The organism is Pseudomonas sp. P1_F1_2, from assembly GCF_056405815.1.
Window position 1 is genome coordinate 1 of sequence record NZ_JBFUBK010000004.1, and the last position, 20,851, is coordinate 20,851.

Annotated in this window: 15 protein-coding genes and 1 pseudogene; 9 read left to right on the forward strand and 7 right to left on the reverse strand. The window is 58.6% G+C overall.

Annotated elements, in window-relative coordinates:
• Window positions 1-93 precede the first annotated feature (93 nt).
• The 4 genes from AC1D2P_RS01885 (at window position 94) to AC1D2P_RS01900 (ending at window position 8,204) form a co-directional block, all read left to right on the forward strand.
• On the forward strand, window positions 94-1,092 hold the full coding sequence (locus AC1D2P_RS01885) for an AraC family transcriptional regulator (RefSeq protein ID WP_109786779.1): 999 nt from the start codon (window positions 94-96) through the stop codon (window positions 1,090-1,092).
• 265 nt (window positions 1,093-1,357) lie between these two features.
• Window positions 1,358-2,389: a histone deacetylase family protein gene (locus AC1D2P_RS01890; RefSeq protein WP_109786781.1), complete on the forward strand. Its 1,032-nt coding sequence runs from the start codon at window positions 1,358-1,360 to the stop codon at window positions 2,387-2,389.
• A gap of 12 nt (window positions 2,390-2,401) precedes the next feature.
• Window positions 2,402-3,502 carry a polyamine ABC transporter substrate-binding protein gene (locus AC1D2P_RS01895; RefSeq protein WP_109786782.1) on the forward strand — a complete coding sequence of 367 codons (1,101 nt, stop codon included), beginning with the start codon at window positions 2,402-2,404 and terminating at the stop codon, window positions 3,500-3,502.
• Window positions 3,503-3,653: 151 nt separating this feature from the next.
• Window positions 3,654-8,204, forward strand: coding sequence for a dermonecrotic toxin domain-containing protein (locus AC1D2P_RS01900; protein ID WP_109786783.1), 4,551 nt, complete (start codon window positions 3,654-3,656; stop codon window positions 8,202-8,204).
• A 21-nt stretch (window positions 8,205-8,225) separates the two neighbouring features.
• Here the strand turns inward: AC1D2P_RS01900 and pdxR are convergent, their stop codons facing one another.
• Complete coding sequence (gene pdxR, locus AC1D2P_RS01905) at window positions 8,226-9,776, reverse strand: MocR-like pyridoxine biosynthesis transcription factor PdxR (protein ID WP_046030783.1); 1,551 nt, start codon at window positions 9,774-9,776, stop codon at window positions 8,226-8,228.
• Window positions 9,777-9,866: 90 nt separating this feature from the next.
• On the opposite strand from pdxR, the gene AC1D2P_RS01910 reads away from it, so the two are divergent.
• Genes AC1D2P_RS01910 through AC1D2P_RS01920 form a run of 3 tightly spaced genes read left to right on the forward strand, consistent with a single transcriptional unit; the run spans window position 9,867 to window position 11,635 of the window.
• Window positions 9,867-10,490 carry an FMN-binding negative transcriptional regulator gene (locus AC1D2P_RS01910; protein ID WP_109786784.1) on the forward strand — a complete coding sequence of 208 codons (624 nt, stop codon included), beginning with the start codon at window positions 9,867-9,869 and terminating at the stop codon, window positions 10,488-10,490.
• A 9-nt stretch (window positions 10,491-10,499) separates the two neighbouring features.
• Window positions 10,500-10,946 (forward strand): GNAT family N-acetyltransferase, encoded by a 447-nt coding sequence (locus AC1D2P_RS01915; protein ID WP_109786785.1) that lies wholly within the window; start codon window positions 10,500-10,502, stop codon window positions 10,944-10,946.
• 17 nt (window positions 10,947-10,963) lie between these two features.
• Entirely contained in the window at window positions 10,964-11,635 is a 672-nt protein-coding gene (locus tag AC1D2P_RS01920; protein ID WP_109786786.1) for a GNAT family N-acetyltransferase, read from the forward strand.
• Window positions 11,636-11,752: 117 nt separating this feature from the next.
• Here AC1D2P_RS01920 and AC1D2P_RS01925 read toward each other — a convergent pair whose 3' ends face one another.
• Both AC1D2P_RS01925 and AC1D2P_RS01930 read right to left on the reverse strand, forming a co-directional pair.
• Window positions 11,753-11,980, reverse strand: a complete 228-nt coding sequence (locus tag AC1D2P_RS01925) for a helix-turn-helix domain-containing protein (RefSeq protein ID WP_109786787.1) — start codon at window positions 11,978-11,980, stop codon at window positions 11,753-11,755.
• Window positions 11,977-12,540: pseudogene (locus tag AC1D2P_RS01930) on the reverse strand (HipA domain-containing protein); the annotation flags it as partial. The gene AC1D2P_RS01925 and the pseudogene AC1D2P_RS01930, both read right to left, overlap by 4 nt.
• Before the next feature lie 450 nt (window positions 12,541-12,990).
• Between AC1D2P_RS01930 and AC1D2P_RS01935 the strand changes: the two are divergent.
• Window positions 12,991-15,147 (forward strand): autotransporter outer membrane beta-barrel domain-containing protein, encoded by a 2,157-nt coding sequence (locus tag AC1D2P_RS01935; RefSeq protein WP_109786788.1) that lies wholly within the window; start codon window positions 12,991-12,993, stop codon window positions 15,145-15,147.
• A 78-nt stretch (window positions 15,148-15,225) separates the two neighbouring features.
• On the opposite strand, the gene oadA is transcribed toward AC1D2P_RS01935, so the two are convergent.
• Together oadA and AC1D2P_RS01945 are read right to left on the reverse strand one after the other, a co-directional pair.
• The gene (gene oadA / locus AC1D2P_RS01940) at window positions 15,226-17,034 is read right to left on the reverse strand and encodes a sodium-extruding oxaloacetate decarboxylase subunit alpha (protein WP_046030796.1); all 1,809 of its coding nucleotides are present in this window, start codon (window positions 17,032-17,034) and stop codon (window positions 15,226-15,228) included.
• Window positions 17,035-17,045: 11 nt separating this feature from the next.
• Window positions 17,046-18,461: an acetyl-CoA carboxylase biotin carboxylase subunit gene (locus tag AC1D2P_RS01945; protein WP_046030798.1), complete on the reverse strand. Its 1,416-nt coding sequence runs from the start codon at window positions 18,459-18,461 to the stop codon at window positions 17,046-17,048.
• A gap of 191 nt (window positions 18,462-18,652) precedes the next feature.
• On the opposite strand from AC1D2P_RS01945, the gene AC1D2P_RS01950 reads away from it, so the two are divergent.
• A complete protein-coding gene (locus tag AC1D2P_RS01950; protein ID WP_046030800.1) occupies window positions 18,653-19,615 on the forward strand; it encodes a LysR family transcriptional regulator in 963 nt (320 codons plus the stop codon).
• On the opposite strand, the gene AC1D2P_RS01955 is transcribed toward AC1D2P_RS01950, so the two are convergent.
• The gene (locus tag AC1D2P_RS01955) at window positions 19,557-19,766 is read right to left on the reverse strand and encodes a PA3496 family putative envelope integrity protein (protein WP_077431000.1); all 210 of its coding nucleotides are present in this window, start codon (window positions 19,764-19,766) and stop codon (window positions 19,557-19,559) included. The two genes, AC1D2P_RS01950 and AC1D2P_RS01955, sit on opposite strands and share 59 nt — an antisense overlap.
• Window positions 19,767-19,973: 207 nt before the next feature.
• A complete protein-coding gene (gene hexR / locus AC1D2P_RS01960) occupies window positions 19,974-20,840 on the reverse strand; it encodes a transcriptional regulator HexR (RefSeq protein WP_077430999.1) in 867 nt (288 codons plus the stop codon).
• Window positions 20,841-20,851: the final 11 nt, after the last annotated feature.

Sequence of the window (20,851 nt, forward strand, 5' to 3'; positions counted from 1 at the left end):
ATACCGCTATCGCGAGCAAGCTCGGCTCCTACAGGTCCTTCGCTCGGCATATAACTTGCTGCGTTCCAGCCATTCCACGGCTGGAAGACACCCATGCTCCACTCCCACCTCACTACCCTCAACGCTGTCTCTCTGGTGCTCAACACCTTCAAGGCCGAAGGCCTTTCCAGCGAGGCATTACTGGCCGGCAGCGGTATCAGCGCGGCAGACCTGAGTCGGGCGGACACGCGTATCACGACTAACCAAGAGATGCTGGTGTGCGCCAATGCTGTCGCTTTACGCCACGACATTGGCCTGGAGCTGGGCCGGCGAATGCACGTTTCGTCCTACGGTATGCTCGGGTACGCCTTACTCACCAGCGCCACTTTAGGTGACGCCTTGCAACTGGCCCTGCACTATCCGGCGCTGCTGGGAACACTGTTCGAACTGAGCCTGAAAGAAGATAACGAACGCATCTGGCTCACCGCTGGCGACTATCGGGAAAACCCGGCACTGGCACCGTTCAATGTGGAATTTTGCCTGGTGTCGATGAAAGTCATCTGCGAAGACCTGCTCGGCCGACCTTTGCCGCTACTGGGCGCACGCTTCGAGTACTCGGCACCGGACTATCAGGCACGCTACACCGAACGTTTCGACTGCCCCTTGCAGTTCGACGCCGCGTCCAACGCCTTTGCTTTCGACAAAAGCTGGCTGGATCAGCCCCTGCCGCTGGCCGACGCCATTACCCACCAGGCCATGGCCGAACGCTGCCGCAAGCAAAACACCGAATTCACCGGGCGTCAGGCCTGGCTGGGGCGTATCCGCCAACTCCTCGCCACCCAGTTGAGCGCGGCGCCGGGCCTGGACGGTCTGGCCGAACAGTTGAATTGTTCGGCGCGTACTTTGCGACGACATCTCAAGGACCTGGGATGCAGCTATCAGGAACTGCTCGATGAGCTGCGGTTCGAACAGGCCAAGCGAATGCTCTGCGAGGATCAACTGCCGATCTATCGGATTGCCGAGGCATTGGGGTTCAGCGAGACCGCGAGTTTCCGCCATGCGTTTGTGCGCTGGAGCGGCGTGGCGCCGAGTCAGTTCAGGCCACACCGATAACCCCTGTGGGAGCGGGCTTGCCCGCGAAGAGGCCAGTACATTCGACGCATCTCCATTGACTGGACCACCGCTTTCGCGGGCAAGCCCGCTCCCACAGGTTTGGCATTCCAAGCCCAATGTTGAAGCGTCGTCGCGCCATTAAGGGGCGAATTTCGGTCAAATCTTTTGGCCATATTTATCCCCTTTTGGCCTTTCCTGCCGTTCTCTCAAACCCCGCCTCCCGCAAGACTGTGATCAACCGAATCAGCCTGCGGAGAACAAGAAAATGCTGACGATCTACTCAGACGATCACCACCTTCACCATGGCCGTTGCGAATTGATCGACGGGCAACTCAAGCCGTGCTTTGAGATGCCGTCGCGCGCCGACCATGTGTTGCAACGCGTGAAAAAGCAGAATCTGGGCCCGGTCGAAGCACCCCAAGATTTCGGCCTTGAGCCGATCGCGCGCATTCACAGTCGCGACTACCTCGATTTTTTCAAAGGTGCCTGGGCACGCTGGACCGAATTCAACACCGACGGCGACTTGCTGCCCTACACCTGGCCGGCCCGAACCCTGCGCCGGATCATCCCCACCAGCCTGCACGGCCAGCTCGGTTATTACAGCTTCGACGGCGGCGCACCGATCACGGCCGGTACCTGGCAAGCGGCGTACAGCGCAGCGCAAGTGGCGTTGACCGCTCAAGCCGAAATCCAGCGTGGAGCGCGCAGTGCCTTCGCGCTGTGCCGCCCACCGGGACATCACGCTGCCAGCGATTTGATGGGTGGTTATTGCTACCTCAACAACGCCGCCATCGCCGCTCAAGCGTTCCTCGATCAGGGCCACAGGAAGGTCGCGATCCTCGACGTCGATTACCACCACGGCAACGGTACCCAATCGATTTTCTACGGGCGCAGCGACGTGCTGTTCGCCTCGATTCACGGCCACCCGGAAGCGGAATTTCCATTCTTCCTCGGCTATGAAGACGAATTCGGCGAAGGCCCGGGGGAAGGCTTCAACTTCAACTACCCGTTGCCCGCCGGCAGCGGCTGGGACACCTGGAGCGCAGCCCTGGATCAGGCCTGCCAAGAGATCGAAAAGTACGGCGCTGACATTGTCGTGGTTTCCCTGGGCGTCGATACGTTCAAGGACGACCCCATCTCCCAATTCAAACTCGACAGCCCGGATTACCTGGCCATGGGCGAGCGCATCGCGCGCCTCGGCAAGCCGACGCTGTTCGTGATGGAAGGCGGTTACGCGGTAGAAGAAATCGGCATCAATGCCGTCAACGTTCTCGAAGGTTTTGAAAGCGCCCACTGAGGAATTAGAACAATGAATCGACTCAAGCGTTTTATCATCCCCACCCTGTGCGCCACGGTGCTCAGCGGTGCGGTTCATGCTGAAGAACGAACGTTGCGCGTCTACAACTGGTTCGACTACATCACCCCCAAGGCGCTGGAAGACTTCAAGGCACAGAACACCCAGACCAAACTGGTCTACGACATTTTCGACACCAACGAAGCACTGGAGGCCAAGCTGCTGACCGGCAACTCCGGCTATGACGTCGTGGTGCCGTCCAACGTGTTCCTCGCCAAGCAGATCGAAGCCGGTGTGTTCCAGCCAGTGGATCGCAGCAAGTTGCCGAACTGGAACCACCTCGATCCGAAGCTGATGAAGCTGATTGAGGCCAACGATCCGGGCAACAAGTTCGCCGTGCCGTACATGTACGGCACCATCCTGATCGGTTTCAACCCGGACAAGGTCAAGGCTGCACTGGGCGCCGACGCGCCGGTGGACAGCTGGGATCTGATCTTCAAGGAAGAGAACATCAGCAAGCTCAAGCAATGCGGCGTCGCCCTGCTCGACTCACCGTCGGAGATCCTGCCGCTGGCCCTGCAACACCTCGGCCTGGACCCCAACAGCAAAAAGCCTGCGGACTACGACAAGGCTGAAGCGCTGCTGATGAAGATCCGCCCGTACGTCACTTACTTCCACTCGTCCAAGTACATGGCCGACATTGCCAACGGCGACATCTGCGTCGCGGTCGGTTATTCCGGCAGCTTCTCCCAGGCCGCCAACCGCGCCAAGGAAGCCAAGAACGGTGTGATCGTTGACATGCGCTTGCCCAAGGAAGGTGCGCCGATCTGGTTCGACATGCTCGCCATCCCCAAAGGTGCGAAGAATCCGGAAGACGCCTACACCTTCATCAACTACTTGCTGCAGCCGCAAGTGATTGCGCCGGTCAGCGACTTCGTCGGCTACCCGAACCCGAACAAGGACGCCACGCAATTGGTCGACCCGGCGATTCGCAACAATCCGAACCTGTACCCGACCGAAACGGCGATGAGCACGCTGTACACCCTGCAACCCCTGCCGCGCGATGCCGAACGTGCGCGGACACGGGCCTGGACCAAGATCAAGTCAGGCACCTGACACATTGATGAAATGGAAGACCCGCCAATAAGCGGGTCTTTTTTTGCCTGCAATAACTATCTACCACCTTTCACCTTCGACAGCCCTCTACCTTGCCCCGATACAACGCGGCCCAGTGGCCCGCGTCCTCATCGGCACAAAGGAAATGGCCATGCCCGACACCTCATCCACCCGCCCCGAAGATGTATTGACCCAACTGGTCACTGGCCCCTCGCTCAGGGAAGTGGCGTCGAACGCACTGCGCACCGTGCTCGACGCCGCGTACCCAAGCCTTGATATCGACCCGGTCCAGGCCATGGTCGTGACGCCAACCTGGACGGTCAGCGGCGACCAGGTCACGTCCGGCCCACATCGATACGAGTCACTGACCGACGCACTGGTGCGGCTCACGCTGTCGGCGCAGACCGCGACCTACATCGACGGGGAACACTTCCTGACCCTGCAACCAGGGGTGGAATCGGCGATCCAGTTGCCCGTCAAGATCGACGACATTGGCCGGTTGATCAACCAATTGATCCCGCTACTGTTCGTGTCCTATCAAGAGCAGCAGCTTGATTACTGGAACCAGCCAACAGAAGACGAAACACCACGCTGGCATCAACTTTCAGGCTCACTGCGCAACCTCTGGAACATCGAGCAGGTTTCAGACTGGGATGAGGATAAAAAGGCCATGGCGCTCGCCTTGTTCAACAACCCGGATAAAACCAGCCGAAACCGCAACGACGCCTATACATCGAGGGCCTGCCTGATCGACATCGATGAGCCGGACAAACATCTGTGGGTACTGGATGTGGCCGTGCTGGTGGGTACGCTGGGTACGCGCACGCTGGTGATCAGCCACTCGATCACCGAGGGCTTCAAGCGTTACGACTCACTGCAAGCATTCAGTGAAACGTTGTCCGCACGCGTTGCATCCACATCGGGTTCGCGTACTTTTCAATGGCGTTTGTATGAACCCGCTGGCCACTTTTTCGACCATCAAGCCTGTGCGCTGATTGCTCTCGAAGTCGCCGCTATCGGCCAGCTTCAAGGCACCATCACCAACGGTGGCCTTGCGCATCAAGCCATGACGGCTGCCAGAAACCGCAAAAACGTTGACGAAGGGCGCTTCAGCCGGATTGAGCGCTTGCTGCCTGAGTGGGTGCTCAGTGCTCAACCGGCGGACCTGACCTGCTATAGCCGACACTTGATGGACCTGGCTCAACTTCGGGAGCAACACGGCGGCAAATCCTTTCTGGATGACATTCCACCGCTCCCGGTATTTACGCTGCAAGCACTGAAAGACCAGGTGCTGAAAGATCACCCGGAGGCGACGGACGCCAGGCTCGAAACGATTGAACTCAGCATTACCAGCCAAGTGATCCTGGGCGCCATCGCGGTACCGGGTAAAACCGAAACCGTCACCCTGTCGCTGATCGATCTGGCCCTGCAGAACCTGATTGCCGTGCCGTTGGGCAACAAGACCGTGCGCCGTACCGATGGCAGCGCCGTTGAGTCCTGGATGACACCGGACTACCTGGAAAAGCTGGTCACCGAGGTCGACATCGGTGAAACCTATCCCACGCTGATCAAGCAAAAACTACTCGGTGACGCGAAGGAAACACAACGTCGGCAAAACCTGTTCGCCAGCCACCTGCGTATCCAGCTGCCGCTCCAGGCGTTGCAGTACAAAATTCGTGGCGAGGCAGGCATCGATGATCAGGGCTACCGATTCGTGGTCGCGGCGATGCAGGAAAAGCCCGGCGACCGCTTTGTGGACGGCCAGGAAATCATCATTCGTCCGCTGGCGTTCATTCCGGGGGGACGCACGGGCAACAAGGCTGACGAGGTTGCCAACATGTTCGTCATCGGCCCACGTCTCGCCGACAAGGGGCCCTGCCTGCTCTTTCGTCCGCTGCTTGATCCCCCGCTGTTGCAATATCCCCGCGAAACCAACCTGCTGTATGCAATCAAACATAACCAGACGCTTCGCCAATCCGTGCTGGCCTGGTTGCCGGACGATGTGCGCTTCAACTACTCACAGTACGTATTTACCGGCCAGTTGCCTTCCGTCTGGACACTGTCGCAATGGCTGGTTGATCCAGCATCGGTCCTCGGCATGATGGGGGCCGTCAGGCTGGCGGCAGTGCCACTGGCGCCACTCTCCCTGTCAGCCGTGTTCACCGCCAATGCCAACGCGATGATCACCCTGGCAGACCGGCAGTCAGTCTCCAATGCACAAAGTCGTTGGCAGACCCTCAAGCAAGGGGCGTGGGTGCTGTTCAACATTGCACTGCCATTTCTGGGCAAAACGGCTGCCAGTGCGGCCTGGATCTGGCAAATCATGAGCGACCTGGATCAAGCGAATGAAGCCAGCCAGAAAGGTGACAGTGGCGATGCATGGACGGCATTGACCGACCTGTTCCTGTCATTGGGTATGGTCCTGGCCCATTACGCCGCGACGCGCCACACGACAAGTCGCGCCATTGAAAAGCAGGCTTTGACGCTGAAGCAACAGCCCATACCGAGGCCGACAATCACCGTGATCCGGCTACCCGATATCACCGCTCAACGGCTGCCAGCGAATCACAAGTCCAGCGTTTACACCCAAGGCGCCCTGGCGCGAACGAGCCTGGTGACCCTGCTGGACGGGCTGTCCATTGCAAAACCTGAAGGCCTTTCAGCCCCCTCGACCCAAATCGGCCCCCATCGTTTTTTGAGCCCGCTCAACCAAAAATGGTACGCACAGGTTGGCCAGCGCTGGTTCGAAGTCATGGTCGACGACAACGAATTCGTGCAAATCATCGATACCCGTCAGTCCCCATCAGGGACTGGCCCCCTGCTGACCCGTACCGCGACGGGACAGTGGGTCGTCGACACACGTCTGAGGTTGCGCGGCGGAGGCCGTAGCCGAAAAGCGCTGATGCAGGAAAATACCCGGCGAAAAAACGAATTGCGAAATCAGCTGGAAACCTTCGATTCGAACAAAGCGGTATTGAAGACTGCACTCGAAACCGCAGAGAAAGCGGCTGTCTCTCTCCCTGCGGGAATCGATGATCCCAATGGACGCAGACTGATAGAAACACTGGAAAAACAGATCGCCGTCTACGGCGTCTACATTGAACAGCTCAGGGCATTCAACGCACTGGAGTCCATCATCAACTACCGCGCGGTCCTGGTCAGTTGCCTGGATCAACAGTTGTTGCTGACACAGATGTGGTTCCATCGACAAAACACGGTGTTTGGCACCTGCATGCGTCGCTCATTGGCCCTGCTTGACGCAGAGCCAATGAACGAATCCACCCTGACACGACACCAGACTCATCAACAGACCAGCGACCTGACCCAGAGGTTTATCGACAAAATCGAATTTGCCCAGGCCCGGATCGACGAGTTGAAACGGCTGGGCAGAGAAGCCACCGAAACCGCCAGGGAATACACGCGAGGACTACCCAGCTTCGACCTGCACGACCTGAAGCTGTTTCAGGTCAGCCTCGCTCAAGAGCTCTGTCTTAATGACACCGGCACAGTCACCACCGAACCTGCCCGTCGGGCACTGGCAAGCCTTGTCGAAGACGCGGGCCTCACCATCCAGTCGTCGCTGGACCTCGCCCAGGAAAATCCCCTGTCGCTACCCGAACGGATTGAGGGCTTCAGCGATCTGGTGGAGCAGTTCGCAACCATCGACCAACGTATTCTCGACTTGCCCGACGAGTACCCCGGGCAATTGCTGCAACCGTCAGTGGACCTGATGCGTCAGCGTATCGAAGCGTTCAATGAACGCGCCGTGAATCACCTGTCGGGGTTGCTGCTTGAACGCAAGACCCTCCAACCGGTGCCTGGCCCATCGCGACCGGCAATGGCCCCGCATCGCCTCATCAAAACGCGTTTCAAAGGCGCCGTCGTCGGCAAGTCCCGAACGCGCGCAAACTCTACCGACACCGATCTGGTCGACGTGACCTCCCCACTCACCGGGAAAGTGATCGCTACATTCCATGAGAAAACGCCCGGTGTCTGGGTCGAGCATGAGTCGGTCAAAACGGTCGTCCCCCCCGTCATACCTCCAACGCTGACGGTCAGCGTGCAAAACGGTGAATCGTTACTGACACAGCTGGAATCTTTCATCCGACGTACCGAGGCCCACTCAAAAGCCGATCGACGTATTCCGCTGGAAATCGAGGAGATGTTTCATCAGCAGGCCCGCCGAATGGATGCGGCAGCGGACACCATCGAAAATGCCCTGACCGATAGCAACTCCACCGAAGGCGGCCCGGGATCGGCGGTCACCGTGGCCAAAAGGCTAAACGATGAGGCGGTCGCGCTTTACAAAAAAGGCACCGATGTCCGTATCAGCATGACCAAGCGACAGCCGCCCACCGCGGGCCGCGTTGAATGGCTGCACAGCAGGGGCCAGGTGACCATCCACAGGATCGGTAAACCACTGCCGGAACATCAACGTTTGAAAGGACCACGCAAAGACTATCTGGACGAGTATGAGATTCGCGATCACGAAACCCGCAAAGTCCTTTGGTACGCGCACTTTCACTACCCGGCGTCTGACAGCCCACGAGCTGCCTTCTCTGCTGCACACTTGAAGACCGTCGAACAACGCGGTTTAGGGGGATCGCACGAAAAGCGTGATGAGTTGAACGCTCATCAGTCCATTGCCATCTATCGCTCTGAAATCAACCAACGACTGGCTGCTGCATTGTTCTTCAAGTAAACCCGGGAACCCAGGCACTGCTTATGGACGCCAGATCGCTTCCAAACGCCCGAGTGCAGCGCTGATCGCCGATTCCGGCACTGCCGCAAACCCCAGGACCAGCCCTGCGCGCTGGTCCACCGGTGTTTGCGAATCCGGCAGCCAGTAATTGCTTAATGCGTTGATCTCGACATCGGCGCTGGCCGCTTTTTCCACCAGTTCTTGCTCCCGGGCTTGAGAGTCGACCGCCACCGTCAAATGCAGCCCTGCCGCGACGCTCGGCAGGCTGCCAATCCCGGGAATGTTCTGCGGCCAACCGGCCAGCAACGTATTACGCCGGCTCAGGGCGGCACGGCGCATGCGGCGGATATGACGCTGAAAGTGCCCGGCAGCCATGAATTCGGCCATCACCGCTTGAGTGCTCACTTCGGAATGCCGCACGTCCACAGCGCGCCGTTGAGAGAATGCCTGCACCAGGGTCGGCGGCAACACCAGATAACCCAGACGCAGTGCCGGGAAAGCGACTTTGCCAAACGTCCCGACGTACAAAACCCGTCCCTGCCGATCGAGTGCCGCCAGCGGCGCCAGCGGCGCACCGCTGTATCGGTACTCACCATCGTAATCGTCCTCGACGATCCAGCCTTGGGTGCGTTCGGCCCATGCCAATAATTCCAGGCGCCGTGCCAGGCTCATCACCACACCGGTCGGGTATTGATGCGACGGCGTGACATAAGCGAGGCGACAATCCTTGAGCCCTGCCAATTCGCGACAATCGATACCCTCGCTGTCCACCGCCACACCGTGCAATCGCGCACCGGCCACGGCGAACGCATGGCCCGCTGCCCGATACCCCGGATTCTCGATCGCCACCCCATCACCCGGCTCCACCAGCAGCTGTGCACAAAGGCTAATTCCCTGTTGCGCGCCACTGGTGATCACTATTTGCTCAGCCGAACACTGCATGCCCCGCGAGCTGCGCAAATACGCAGCAATCAGACCGCGCAAACGCGCATCGCCCGCCGGATCGCCGTAACACAACTGCTGTAAATCCGGTTTGCGCCAGAAAGCCGCGTTCAGCTTGGCCCAGACTTCGAAAGGAAACAGATCAAATGCCGGAACACCGACCCGGAAGGCACGCGGCGGTCCACTCGGCGGCAGGGCTAAATGGTTCTTTTCAACGCGACCCAATGCGCCGCTGTGGATAACTTTACTGGATGGAATCACAGGTAAATCCAGCCAATTTGTGGATAAAGCTGTGGGTAACCCTGTTGAAAACCCTGTGGATACTTTTGTGGATAATTTTTTCGACGGTAACGCGGCCTGGGGCAGTTGCGCGACGTAAGTCCCGTCGCCCACTCGGCCTTCGATAAAGCCTTCGGCATAGAGTTGATCGTAAGCGCGGACCACACTGTTTCGGGAAATCGCCAGCGCCGCCGCCAGATCCCGACTGGCCGGCAGTCGCGTGCCGCTGGCCAGTCGCCCGTCGAGCACTCGCACCCGTAACGCCTGATACAGCTGGCGACTGAGGCCCTGGCGACGATCGAGTTCGATGCCTGCCGGGTTGAATGAGAGGGAAAGCGGCGCGTCCGTCATGGTAATGGACCTATGAAATTGGTCGGTAATGGCTCTTACAACAGACCAATAGCCTGCCTAGGATGGAGGCATTCGCCAAGGGATATTTCCATGTACAACCCCAGCAGCTTTGCCATCAAAGATTTGGATGAACTGCGCCAGCAGATCCTCGGCACCCGCCTCGCCATGGTGGTTACCCACGGCGAGCAAGGCCTGCAAGCCAGCCACCTGCCGTTGCTATTCAATCCTGACCAAGGCCCGAAGGGCACGCTCTACGGCCACTTCGCCCGGGCCAATCCACAGTGGAAGGCATTGCAGGACGGCGCTGAAGCCCTGGTGATCTTTGCCGGTGCCGATGCCTACGTCAGCCCGGGGTTTTATCCGAGCAAAGCCGAGCACGGCAAAGTCGTGCCAACCTGGAACTACGTCGCGGTACACGCCTACGGTACCGCCGAAGTGTTCAGCGATACGGATCGCCTGCTCGACCTGGTCAGCGCGCTGACCGATCGCCACGAAGCCAGCCGCGCGCAACCCTGGAAAGTCGCCGACGCCCCCGCTGATTACATCGACGGCATGCTCAAAGCCATTGTCGGGTTTGCCCTGCCGATCCAGCGCCTGGAAGGCAAACGCAAACTCAGCCAGAACCGCAGCCCTGAAGACATTGCCGGTGTGCGCGAGGGGCTCACCGCCAGCCCTGATGTACACGACCAGGCCCTCGCCCACTTGATGCGTTAAGGAATAAACATGAGTCAGATTGAAATCCGCCAGGTCAGCGCCGACGATCACGCCGCCTGGCTGCCGCTGTGGCAAGCCTACCTGCGTTTCTATAACACCGAGTTACCCGAGGCGGTCACTGACAGCACTTGGCAGCGCTTGCTTGACCCGAGCGAACCGACCCACGCCGCACTGGCCTGGGCCGATGGCAAAGCCGTCGGCATGGTGCATTTCATCTACCATCGCTCGAACTGGAGCATCGAAAACTCCTGCTACCTGCAAGACTTGCTGGTGTCGCCTGAAACCCGTGGCACCGGGGTCGGCCGCCAGCTCATTGAATTCGTCTACACCACTGCCAAAGTGGACGGTTGCTGCAAAGTCCACTGGCTGACACACGAAACCAACGCCACCGCGATCCAGCTCTACGAGCGCATCGCCGAGCGCCCCGGTTTCATTCAGTTTCGCAAAGCCCTTTAAGGTTCAAGGAGAACACCATGTCGACTTCACTCGCAGACTGGAAAGGCGTCCCGGCGCCCACCGTTAAAGCTCTCGAAGGGCGCTTCATTCGCTTGGAAAAACTCGACCCGGTGCGTCATGCCGACGGTTTGTTCAAGGCCTTGCAAGGCCCCGGTGCCGACCCGAAGCTCTGGGACTATTTGCCCTACGGACCGTTCCCGGAACGGAGCGTGTTTAACGATTGGTTGAACAACCATGCAGCCAATAGCGATCCGTATTTCTTCAGCGTGATCGACCGTGCCAGCGGTGAGGTGCAGGGCATTCTCAGCCTGATGTCGATCGTCCCGGCGCAAGGACGCATCGAAATCGGCCACGTGACCTTCGGCGCCCCCATGCAGCGCTCGCCGAAAAGTACCGAGGCGATTTACCTGCTGGCCAAGGAGTCGTTTGCACTGGGATACCGACGCCTGGAGTGGAAATGCAACAACGGCAATGCCCGCTCGAAGTACGCCGCCGAGCGATTGGGGTTCAGTTTTGAGGGGGTCTTCCGCCAGCACATGGTGGTGAAAGGACAGAACCGGGATACCGCCTGGTATTCGATTCTGGACTCGGAATGGCCGGCGATTGGCGCCGGGTTCGAGCGGTGGTTGAGCGATGAAAACCAGACGGATTCGGGGCAGCTGAAAACGTTGGTGGAGTGCCGCGCGTAATCCTCGTGTCTGCCAGCACGCCTTCGCGGGCACGCTAGCCCGCGAAGCTTTTGATGTGCGTTAGTTTCAGCTCAAATCGCGCCGAATCCGCACGACGCCCATCTTCAGCCCAAATGGTCAAAACACTGCATTCAGCGATTTCAGCGTTTGATTCCCTTCCCCAAGTTCGATATGCACCAGCGTGCGCACTGAGATTTTGCACATTTTTGCAAATTGAGTCTGGTGCAGGCCTGTGACTTCTACCCGTAATCGACGAACCGCCTCGCCTATTTCAAGAGTGCATTGAGCCAACCCTTCTTGAATACTTTCGATGAGCACGGTGCGCTCTGCAACGGTCATGCTCATGTCAGGTCCCACTCTTTCAAACGCTGCTCCAGATTTTTCAAGGCAATCGCCGGGTGATTCATTGTCGCGTCGGGCAAGCCACTGGCAGTCAAAATATCGGGGAGTGCCGCCAGGCGTTTGGCATCCTCGCGCAATCGTGCGAAGGGTTCCGACAGGTCACTCAATGCGGCCAGCGGATCATTCGGATCGGCGATGTCAGCCAGTGCTCGACATACTCCTCGCCAATCAACATCACCCGCTCTCTCCAACTCTTTTGGCCACTTGGTGGTTCGTGTGACACCCTCGTCGTCCATTGCCATCGGTGCCAGGTCATAGATAGGTGCCAAGCGGAACGAGGCGGTGTCGTGAATGATTGCGGTGTTGCGCCCGTGGTTATCTGAGTTACCAAGGATTTTATTGAGCAGATCACGTCGCAGATAGTCAGCCACGAGATTCGGGATTTGGTCCATCTGCCCAGCATCACGCCAGAGTCCGGCACGCATCCGGATGACGTCCATGTGGTCCATCAGGCTACCGGGCGTGGTTATTTGTGCCAGAGAGTAGATCGACTCAACTGCAAAGTGCATTCAACTTCTCAAAAGCACTTTGTAAAATGCATTAAATTGCGCATAAAGGACGGCGGATGGTTAAAAACCGCAGAATAATGCAGATTTCAACTGCATACATCATTCTGTAAAAACCCTCCGGCATGCCATCCGAAGCACGCAACCTCAATGACCAAAATGCGCCAGGCCGACTCTGGCTGTAAGCCATCGGCGGCTATGGCAAGCCGTAATCATGGGCTGATAGGACCGTGGCGGATAAGTTTCTACATTGCGAAAGCCAGCCACGTCTCGATTAGCTGTAAGAAAGGTCTTCATTTCAAACGGCTAAAAATTGCCGAATTCCAACGGTGGGTAATTTTCTACTTATCTATCTGACACCGCCTGCATACCCGCCGGAAGCGGCTGACATCGGTATCCAGGCGCTCTCCATAGAGTTTGGTCTTCTTTTCATGAAGGCTAAATTCAATGTCTGTTCAGCACAAATACCGACCCCATCACTTGGCGCTGGCCATCGCACTTGCGCTGGGTTGCACTGAAGTTTTTGCCCAACAAAGTCCTGTCGAAAACACGGCCCCCGCGCTTGAAACGCCGGATCAGGTCTTGGCAGCGCTTGATGTGTTCATCAGTGCCCCTGACACCAATAAGGTCATCATCGGCAAAACAGTGGACGGTGTTAACCGAGTCTTCAGTGACGACAATGATCTGGTCACCGTATCCCGCCACGGGAGCATCACCGGATTGATTGACGGTGGTGGCGGCACCAATATTCTGCAACTGGATACGGCGAGCGCTGGCACGTTAGGCGACAGTCGAAATTTCGAAGGACTGGATCTCAAACGTGGCACCTGGACCTTGAATGGTGCCGAGGGTGACTTCAACTCAGGCGCCTTGGTGCGCCCCAAAACGAAGCTAGTCAATAACAGTAACGTCCTGGGAGATGCCTTGACCCAAGGCACGCTCGTCAACAACGGCAGGATTGGCGGCGGAGTCACCGTGCAATCAGGTGGCATCCTGAATAACCCGGGTACGATCGAAGGCGACGTCTTTATTCACGAAAAAGGGGTATTTGCGGGCGGTGGTCGCACGGGTTCGCTGGAGGTAAACGGAAAATTTTTGGTGGATAAGGTGCACGGCGCCCCAAAAGTTAAGGGTGACCTGAAGCTTTCCAACACTGCCGAACTGGTCTACGAGGTCCACCCTGAACGCAAAAGTGAAACGATAGTAGTCGATGGCACCGCCACGCTCGGTGGCGCCACACTGAACATCGCTGCCGCACCCGGTGACTACCCGACAATCAGCGCAAACAGCATTCTTGTGGCCGATAAAATCGAGGGCCGATTTGGCAATGTGATCAACAACCTTGTCTTTTTGACGCCTGTTGTCCTATACGACGATCCTAAGAAAGTCGACTTGGTCTTGACCCGAAACGATGTACCTATCGAAAGCATCGCGACTTCGAAGAACGGACAGGAATTAGGAGCAAGTATTGAGGAGCCGAGAGGGCAGACGCCATCTGAAAACACCTCCCCCGTTACTGCCAATGAATCATCTTCGACCCCAACGCCATCCAGCCCCAAAAACGCCGCAGTCGTGGCCCTGCTGGCCAGCGACAAGACAACCGCATCCCATGCCATCGAGCAACTGGCCGGCGGCACCACCGCCAATCTCGCCAAGGCAACGCTCTCCAGCGCCAACCCGGTGAGCACAACCATGCTCTCGGCCATGCGCCAACTGGACAGCGCCAGCAACTACAACTCCGGCAGAAACCGCAACAACGCTCCACGGTTGGCCGCGGGCAGCGAAGACAACGGCAGGGTCTGGCTTCAAGCGTTAGGTCATGGCGGAACACTGGATCGTGAAGTTGACCCCTTGAAACACGCCACCCAAGGCCTGGTGCTGGGCGCCGATTGGGGCATCGATGATGAATGGCGTATCGGGATGATGGGTGGCAAATCCGAAACACGCCTCGATAGCCGCGACCTCGATGGCGATCTCGACAGCTGGTATCTGGGCGCCTATGCCTTGCGCCAGAACGGCCCCATGTCGCTGCGATTGGGCGCGACTTATGGCAATCACGACGGCAACACCAAACGCCGGGTGGCCTTCAAAGGTTTCAGCGATCGCCCGGAAGGCCGTTACGACGCCAACACCCAGCAGGCTTTCGCTGAAGTGGGTTACAACCTGGGGCGTGCCAACGTCAGCATCGAACCGTTCGCCAGCCTTGGCTACGAACGCTATCAGCGTGACAGCTACACGGAAAAAGGTGGCGCTGCGGCGCTGAAAGTTCAGGGCCAGACCCAGAACAATATGAGCACCACGTTCGGCCTGCGCCTGGCGAAACTCAATGTGCTGAATAACGGCATGCAACTGACGCCGCGATTCAGTGCCAGCTGGAAACACACCTACGGTGATGTCGCCAGCGATTCCCGTCAACGACTGGCAACGGGCGGTAGAAACTACACCGTTTCCGGTGCGCCGCTGGACCGTAACAACCTGGCAGTCGATGCAGGACTGGACCTTGGATTATCAGCAAGACATACGCTGGGTGTCGGCGTTAACGGCGAGATGGGCACCGACAGTCGAAGCCATGGTGTCACCGGCCAATGGCGGATGAATTTCTGACCACCACAAATTAGCGGCGAAAAAAAAGGGGAGCACATGCCCCCCCGAGGTTTAAAGCGGTCAATCGAGGCTGTTAAATCAGCCTTCGATTTCGATCAGGATTTCGCCCGGATTGACCCGGTCGCCCTTGGCCACGTGAATGGCGGTGACTTTGCCGGCGATGGCCGATTGGACTTCGGTTTCCATCTTCATCGCTTCGGTGATCAGCACGGCCTGGCCGGCTTTCACGGTATCGCCTTCCTTGACCAGCACATCGACGATGTTGCCCGGCATGGTGGTGCTGACGTGGCCCGGCGCAGTGGCTTGCTTGCGCTTGCTGCTGCCGCCGCCGACGAATTCGTTGAGCGGCTCGAACACCACTTCTTCCGGCATGCCGTCGATGGACAGGTAGAAGTGACGCTTGCCCTCAGCCTTGACGCCGACACCGGTGATGTCGACGCGGTAGGTCTCGCCGTGAACGTCGATGACGAACTCGGTCGGCACGCCTTCGCCACCGGCCGAGGTCACGCGACCGGCTTCAGGAATCGGTAGCAGCACTTCAGGGGTCAGGGTGCCGGCAGCGCGTTCTTCGAGGAACTTGCGACCGATGTCCGGGAACATTGCGTAGGTCAGCACGTCTTCTTCGGACTTGGCCACGGTGCCAATTTCAGCACGCAGTTTGGCCATTTCCGGCTTGAGCAGATCGGCTGGACGAACGTCGATCACTTCTTCGCTACCGATTGCCTGGCGACGCAGTTGTTCGTTAACAGTGCCCGGCGCCTTGCCGTAGCCGCCTTGCAAGTAGAGCTTCACTTCGTTGGTGATGGTTTTGTAGCGCTCGCCAGCCAGCACGTTGAAGAACGCCTGGGTGCCGACGATTTGCGAGGTCGGCGTTACCAGCGGCGGGAAGCCGAGGTCTTCGCGAACGCGCGGGATTTCAGCCAGCACTTCGCTCATGCGGTTCAGCGCGCCCTGCTCTTTCAACTGGTTGGCCAGGTTGGAAATCATCCCGCCCGGTACCTGGTTGACTTGAACTCGGGTGTCGACGGCGGTGAACTCACTTTCGAACTGGTGGTACTTCTTGCGCACGGCGTAGAAGTACAGACCGATCTCTTGCAGCAGCTCCAGGTTCAGGCCGGTATCGAACTCGCTGCCTTTAAGGGCGGCGACCATCGATTCGGTGCCAGGGTGGCTGGTGCCCCAGGCGAAGCTGGAGATCGCGGTGTCGATGTGGTCGGCACCGTTTTCGATGGCCTTCATTTGGCACATCGCGGCCAGACCGGCCGTGTCGTGCGAGTGGATGAACACTGGCAGCGACTGCTCGGATTTCAATGCCTTGACCAGCTCACCGGTCGCGTACGGTGTCAGCAGGCCGGCCATGTCCTTGATCGCCACCGAGTCGCAACCCATGGCTTCCATTTGCTTGGCTTGCGCCACGAATGCCTCAATGGTGTGCACTGGGCTGGTGGTGTAAGCGATGGTGCCTTGAGCGTGTTTGCCCGACGCTTTCACCGCTTCGATGGCCACGCGCAGGTTACGCACGTCGTTCATTGCATCGAAGATACGGAACACGTCGATACCGTTGACCGCGGCTTTGGCGACGAAGGCTTTGACCACGTCGTCGCTGTAGTGGCGGTAACCCAGCAGGTTCTGGCCACGCAGGAGCATTTGCAGACGAGTGTTAGGCAGTGCCGCGCGCAGCTGGCGCAGACGCTCCCACGGGTCTTCTTTCAGAAAGCGTACGCAGGCGTCGAAGGTCGCGCCGCCCCAGCATTCCAGCGACCAGTAGCCGACTTTGTCGAGCTTGTCGCAGATCGGCAGCATGTCTTCGGTGCGCATGCGGGTGGCGAGCAGCGATTGGTGGGCGTCGCGCAGGATGGTGTCGGTTACGTGAATCTTCTTAGTCATTGTTATATTCCTCACAGGCCTGCGTGGGCGGCGATGGCGGCGGCGATGGCCAGGGCCAGCTCTTCGGGTTTGCGCTTGATCGAGTAGTTGGTCAGTTCAGGATGGCTTTCAACGAAGCTGGTATTGAACTGGCCGCTACGGAATTCCGGGTTACGCAGGATTTCCTGGTAGTACGCGGCGGTGGTCTTGACCCCTTGCAGACGCATGTCGTCCAAGGCACGCAAGCCACGGTCCATCGCTTCTTCCCAGGTCAACGCCCACACCACCAGTTTCAGGCACATGGAGTCGTAGAACGGCGGAATGGTGTAACCGGTGTAGATCGCCGTGTCGGTACGCACACCGGGGCCGCCGGGTGCGTAGTAACGGGTGATCTTGCCGAAGCTCGGCAGGAAGTTGTTTTTCGGGTCTTCGGCGTTGATCCGGAACTGCAGCGCGAAACCGCGGTGCTGGATGTCTTCCTGTTTCACCGAAAGCGGCAGGCCCGATGCGATGCGGATCTGCTCACGCACGATATCGATGCCGGTGATTTCTTCGGTGATGGTGTGTTCCACCTGCACCCGGGTGTTCATTTCCATGAAGTACACCTCGCCCTCGGCGAGCAAGAACTCCACGGTGCCGGCGTTCTCGTAACCCACGGCCTTGGCTGCACGCACCGACAGGTCGCCGATGTAGGCGCGCTGTTCAGGGGTCAGCTGCGGGCTCGGGGCGATCTCGATCAGTTTCTGGTTGCGACGCTGGATCGAGCAATCACGCTCGAACAGGTGCACCACGTTGCCAAAGCTGTCGCCGAGAATCTGCGCTTCGATGTGCTTTGGATTGACGATGCATTTTTCCAGAAACACTTCCGCCGAACCGAAGGCCTTGGTGGCTTCAGAGATCACGCGCGGGAAGGCTTGTTCAAGTTCTTCGCGGCTGTCGCAGCGACGGATACCACGACCACCACCACCGGAGGTTGCCTTGAGCATCACCGGGTAACCAATACGGTCGCCTTCGACCAAAGCTTCGGCGATGTCCGCGACGTTGCCTTCGGTGCCAGGCGTAACCGGCACGCCGGCCTTGATCATGCTGCGGCGGGCTTCTGTCTTGTCGCCCATACGGCGTATGACTTCAGCCGATGGACCAATGAACTTGATGCCGCGCTCTGCGCAGATATCGGCCAGTTCAGCGTTTTCCGAGAGGAAGCCGTAACCGGGATGCAACGCATCACAACCGGTTTCCACGGCCAGGTTCACCAATTTTCGCGCATTCAGGTAGCCGGCCAATGGCTCGGCACCAATGCTGTGGGCCTCATCCGCACGCTTCACATGCAAGGCATGACGGTCGGCGTCTGAATAGATCGCGACCGAGCGAATGCCCATCTCGGCGCAGGCACGTACGATTCGTACGGCAATCTCACCACGGTTGGCGATCAGGATCTTTTTTATCACTTTTGGAGGTTCCCTTGAGCCTGTGGTACCCACGACCTGCTAGACCAGGTCGACGCGTGACCAAATGTTTCAATTCAGTCGCGGCCCCACACTAGCCCCCACAAGGGATTAACAAAAATGATTAATAATTGGGTTAGGCATAAGTAAAGACTTATAGTTAAGGCATCAGCCTTTGGCGAGAGTCCTTAGATATGCGTAAGTCCTTGATGCGTATGACATTGCGTCAGTTGCAGATTTTCAATGAAGTCTGCGACCTGAGGTCCTACAGCCGAGCAGCCGACGAAATGTCACTCACACAACCAGCCGTCAGCCTACAGATTCGGCAACTTGAGGAGCTGATTGGTCAGCCCTTGTTCGATTATGTCGGCAAAAAACTCTACATGACCGAGGCCGCCGAAGCACTCCAACGTGCCAGCCGGGACATTTTCGGGCGCCTGGAAAACCTCGACATGCAACTCTCGGACATGCAGGGATCTCTTCAAGGGCAGTTGAAGCTGGCGGTGGAATCCAGCGCCAAGTATTTCGTCCCGCACCTGTTTGCCGCGTTCAAGCGCCAGCATCCAGAAGTGAATCTGCAACTGACAGTGGTCAACCGAGGACAGGTGATTCGTCGACTGTCCGATAACCGCGACGACCTGGTGATCATGTCCATGGTGCCCCAGGACATGGGGCTGGAGTTTCTGCCCTTCCTCAACAATCCGATCGTGGCCGTGGCGCCACCGGATCATCCGCTCAGCCACATGGGGCCTCTACGCCTGCAGGACCTTGAGCCTTACACCCTCTTGCTGCGCGAACCCGGTTCCGGAACGCGACTGGCGTGCGAAGAGTATTTCAAGGAAAAGCGCGTGCACTTCAACCAGACCCAGGAAGTCTCGTCAGCCGAAGCCCAGCGTGAATGTGTGTTGGCGGGTCTGGGCGTAGCGCTGTTGACGCGTCACGCCCTGAACCTTGAGTTGGCGACCGGCGGACTGATTGAGTTGCCGGTCGAAGAGCTGCCGCTGTACCGCAGTTGGTGCCTGGTGCAGGCCAAGGCCAAACGGCTGTCACCGGTGGCGCACGCATTCCTTGCGTTTATCCGCAGCGAGCGGATACAGATCAGCGCCCTGGTTGAGCGTTTCGACGGGAAGCTGTCGGCGCGGCCTGCCAGTAGTTGAGCTCCAGCTCAGGAAAATCACCAATCTCGGCCAACAACTGGCGGCGCTCGCAGCGATCTTCGATCGCGCGGCGAAATTCCATGCGGCGCTGATCTTCTTGCTGACGGCGAGTTTTGGCAGCGCTGTTGCGTTCTTCGTAGGGCTGGGCCATTTCGAGTCTCCCAAGGCGATTACGGGAGTTTCAAGATAGGCGCGGGGGATGACGGGCTGGCGGCGGGTGGGTTACAGGCAGATGAAAGTTGTCATGTTTGAGGGCGCCTTCGCGAGCAGGCTCGCACACAGGAGAACGCGATCAAATGTGCGACCCTGGTCCGGGCGGCGTTCCGACGATTAAGGTCGGTACGACCTTACGACGACGTCAGTCGTCCAGCGCTTTCACCGACTTGGGTGACAGCCGCAAGCTGCGAAGGCTGCGCTTGACGCTCTTGAGGTGATTGACCAGGCTCGGCCCGCGCGCCATGGCCACGCCCATCGCCAACACATCGATCACCACCAGGTGAGCGATACGCGAGGTCAGCGGCGTATAGATTTCGGTGTCTTCGTGCACATCGATCGCCAGGTTGACGGTCGACAGCTCAGCCAACGGTGTCTGGCTCGGGCACAAGGTGATGAGCGAGGCGCCACTTTCACGCACGATGTTGGCCGTGATCAGCAGGTCTTTGGAGCGCCCCGACTGGGAAATACAGATCGCCACGTCCGAGGGCTTCAACGTCACTGCCGACATCGCCTGCATATGCGGGTCGGAATACGCCGCCGCTGTCAGCAGCAAACGGAAGAACTTGTGCTGGGCATCCGCCGCCACTGCACCCGATGCGCCAAAGCCATAGAACTCGACACGCTGGGCCTGGGACATGAGCGTGACCGCACGCTGCAACTCCACCGGATCGAGTTTCTCGCGAACCTCCATCAAGGTGTGCAGGGTGGTGTCGAAAATTTTCAGGCTGTAGTCAGCGACGGAGTCGTCTTCATGGATCGCGAACTGGCCGAAGCTCGCACCGGCCGCCAGACTCTGCGCCAGCTTCAGTTTCAAGTCCTGGAACCCGGAGCAACCGATGGCGCGGCAAAAGCGCACGATGGTCGGCTCGCTGATGCCAACGCTGTGGGCCAGGTCGGCCATGGAACTGTGCATCACCGCCGCAGGATCAAGCAGCACGTGGTCTGCGACCTTGAGCTCCGACTTGCGTAAGAGGTGGCGTGACTGGGCGATGTGTTGCAGCAGATTCAAAGGGCTGGACT

Excerpts from the sequence above, each read along its gene's own strand:
- AC1D2P_RS01955 (WP_077431000.1), bottom strand. The coding sequence starts at position 19,766 with ATGGCCCAGCCCTACGAAGAACGCAACAGCGCTGCCAAAACTCGCCGT.
- AC1D2P_RS01915 (WP_109786785.1), top strand. The coding sequence starts at position 10,500 with ATGAGTCAGATTGAAATCCGCCAGGTCAGCGCCGACGATCACGCCGCC.
- AC1D2P_RS01950 (WP_046030800.1), top strand. The coding sequence starts at position 18,653 with ATGCGTAAGTCCTTGATGCGTATGACATTGCGTCAGTTGCAGATTTTC.
- AC1D2P_RS01890 (WP_109786781.1), top strand. The coding sequence starts at position 1,358 with ATGCTGACGATCTACTCAGACGATCACCACCTTCACCATGGCCGTTGC.
- AC1D2P_RS01925 (WP_109786787.1), bottom strand. The coding sequence starts at position 11,980 with ATGAGCATGACCGTTGCAGAGCGCACCGTGCTCATCGAAAGTATTCAA.
- AC1D2P_RS01935 (WP_109786788.1), top strand. The coding sequence starts at position 12,991 with ATGTCTGTTCAGCACAAATACCGACCCCATCACTTGGCGCTGGCCATC.
- oadA (WP_046030796.1), bottom strand. The coding sequence starts at position 17,034 with ATGACTAAGAAGATTCACGTAACCGACACCATCCTGCGCGACGCCCAC.
- AC1D2P_RS01885 (WP_109786779.1), top strand. The coding sequence starts at position 94 with ATGCTCCACTCCCACCTCACTACCCTCAACGCTGTCTCTCTGGTGCTC.
- AC1D2P_RS01900 (WP_109786783.1), top strand. The coding sequence starts at position 3,654 with ATGCCCGACACCTCATCCACCCGCCCCGAAGATGTATTGACCCAACTG.
- pdxR (WP_046030783.1), bottom strand. The coding sequence starts at position 9,776 with ATGACGGACGCGCCGCTTTCCCTCTCATTCAACCCGGCAGGCATCGAA.
- AC1D2P_RS01910 (WP_109786784.1), top strand. The coding sequence starts at position 9,867 with ATGTACAACCCCAGCAGCTTTGCCATCAAAGATTTGGATGAACTGCGC.
- AC1D2P_RS01895 (WP_109786782.1), top strand. The coding sequence starts at position 2,402 with ATGAATCGACTCAAGCGTTTTATCATCCCCACCCTGTGCGCCACGGTG.
- AC1D2P_RS01920 (WP_109786786.1), top strand. The coding sequence starts at position 10,964 with ATGTCGACTTCACTCGCAGACTGGAAAGGCGTCCCGGCGCCCACCGTT.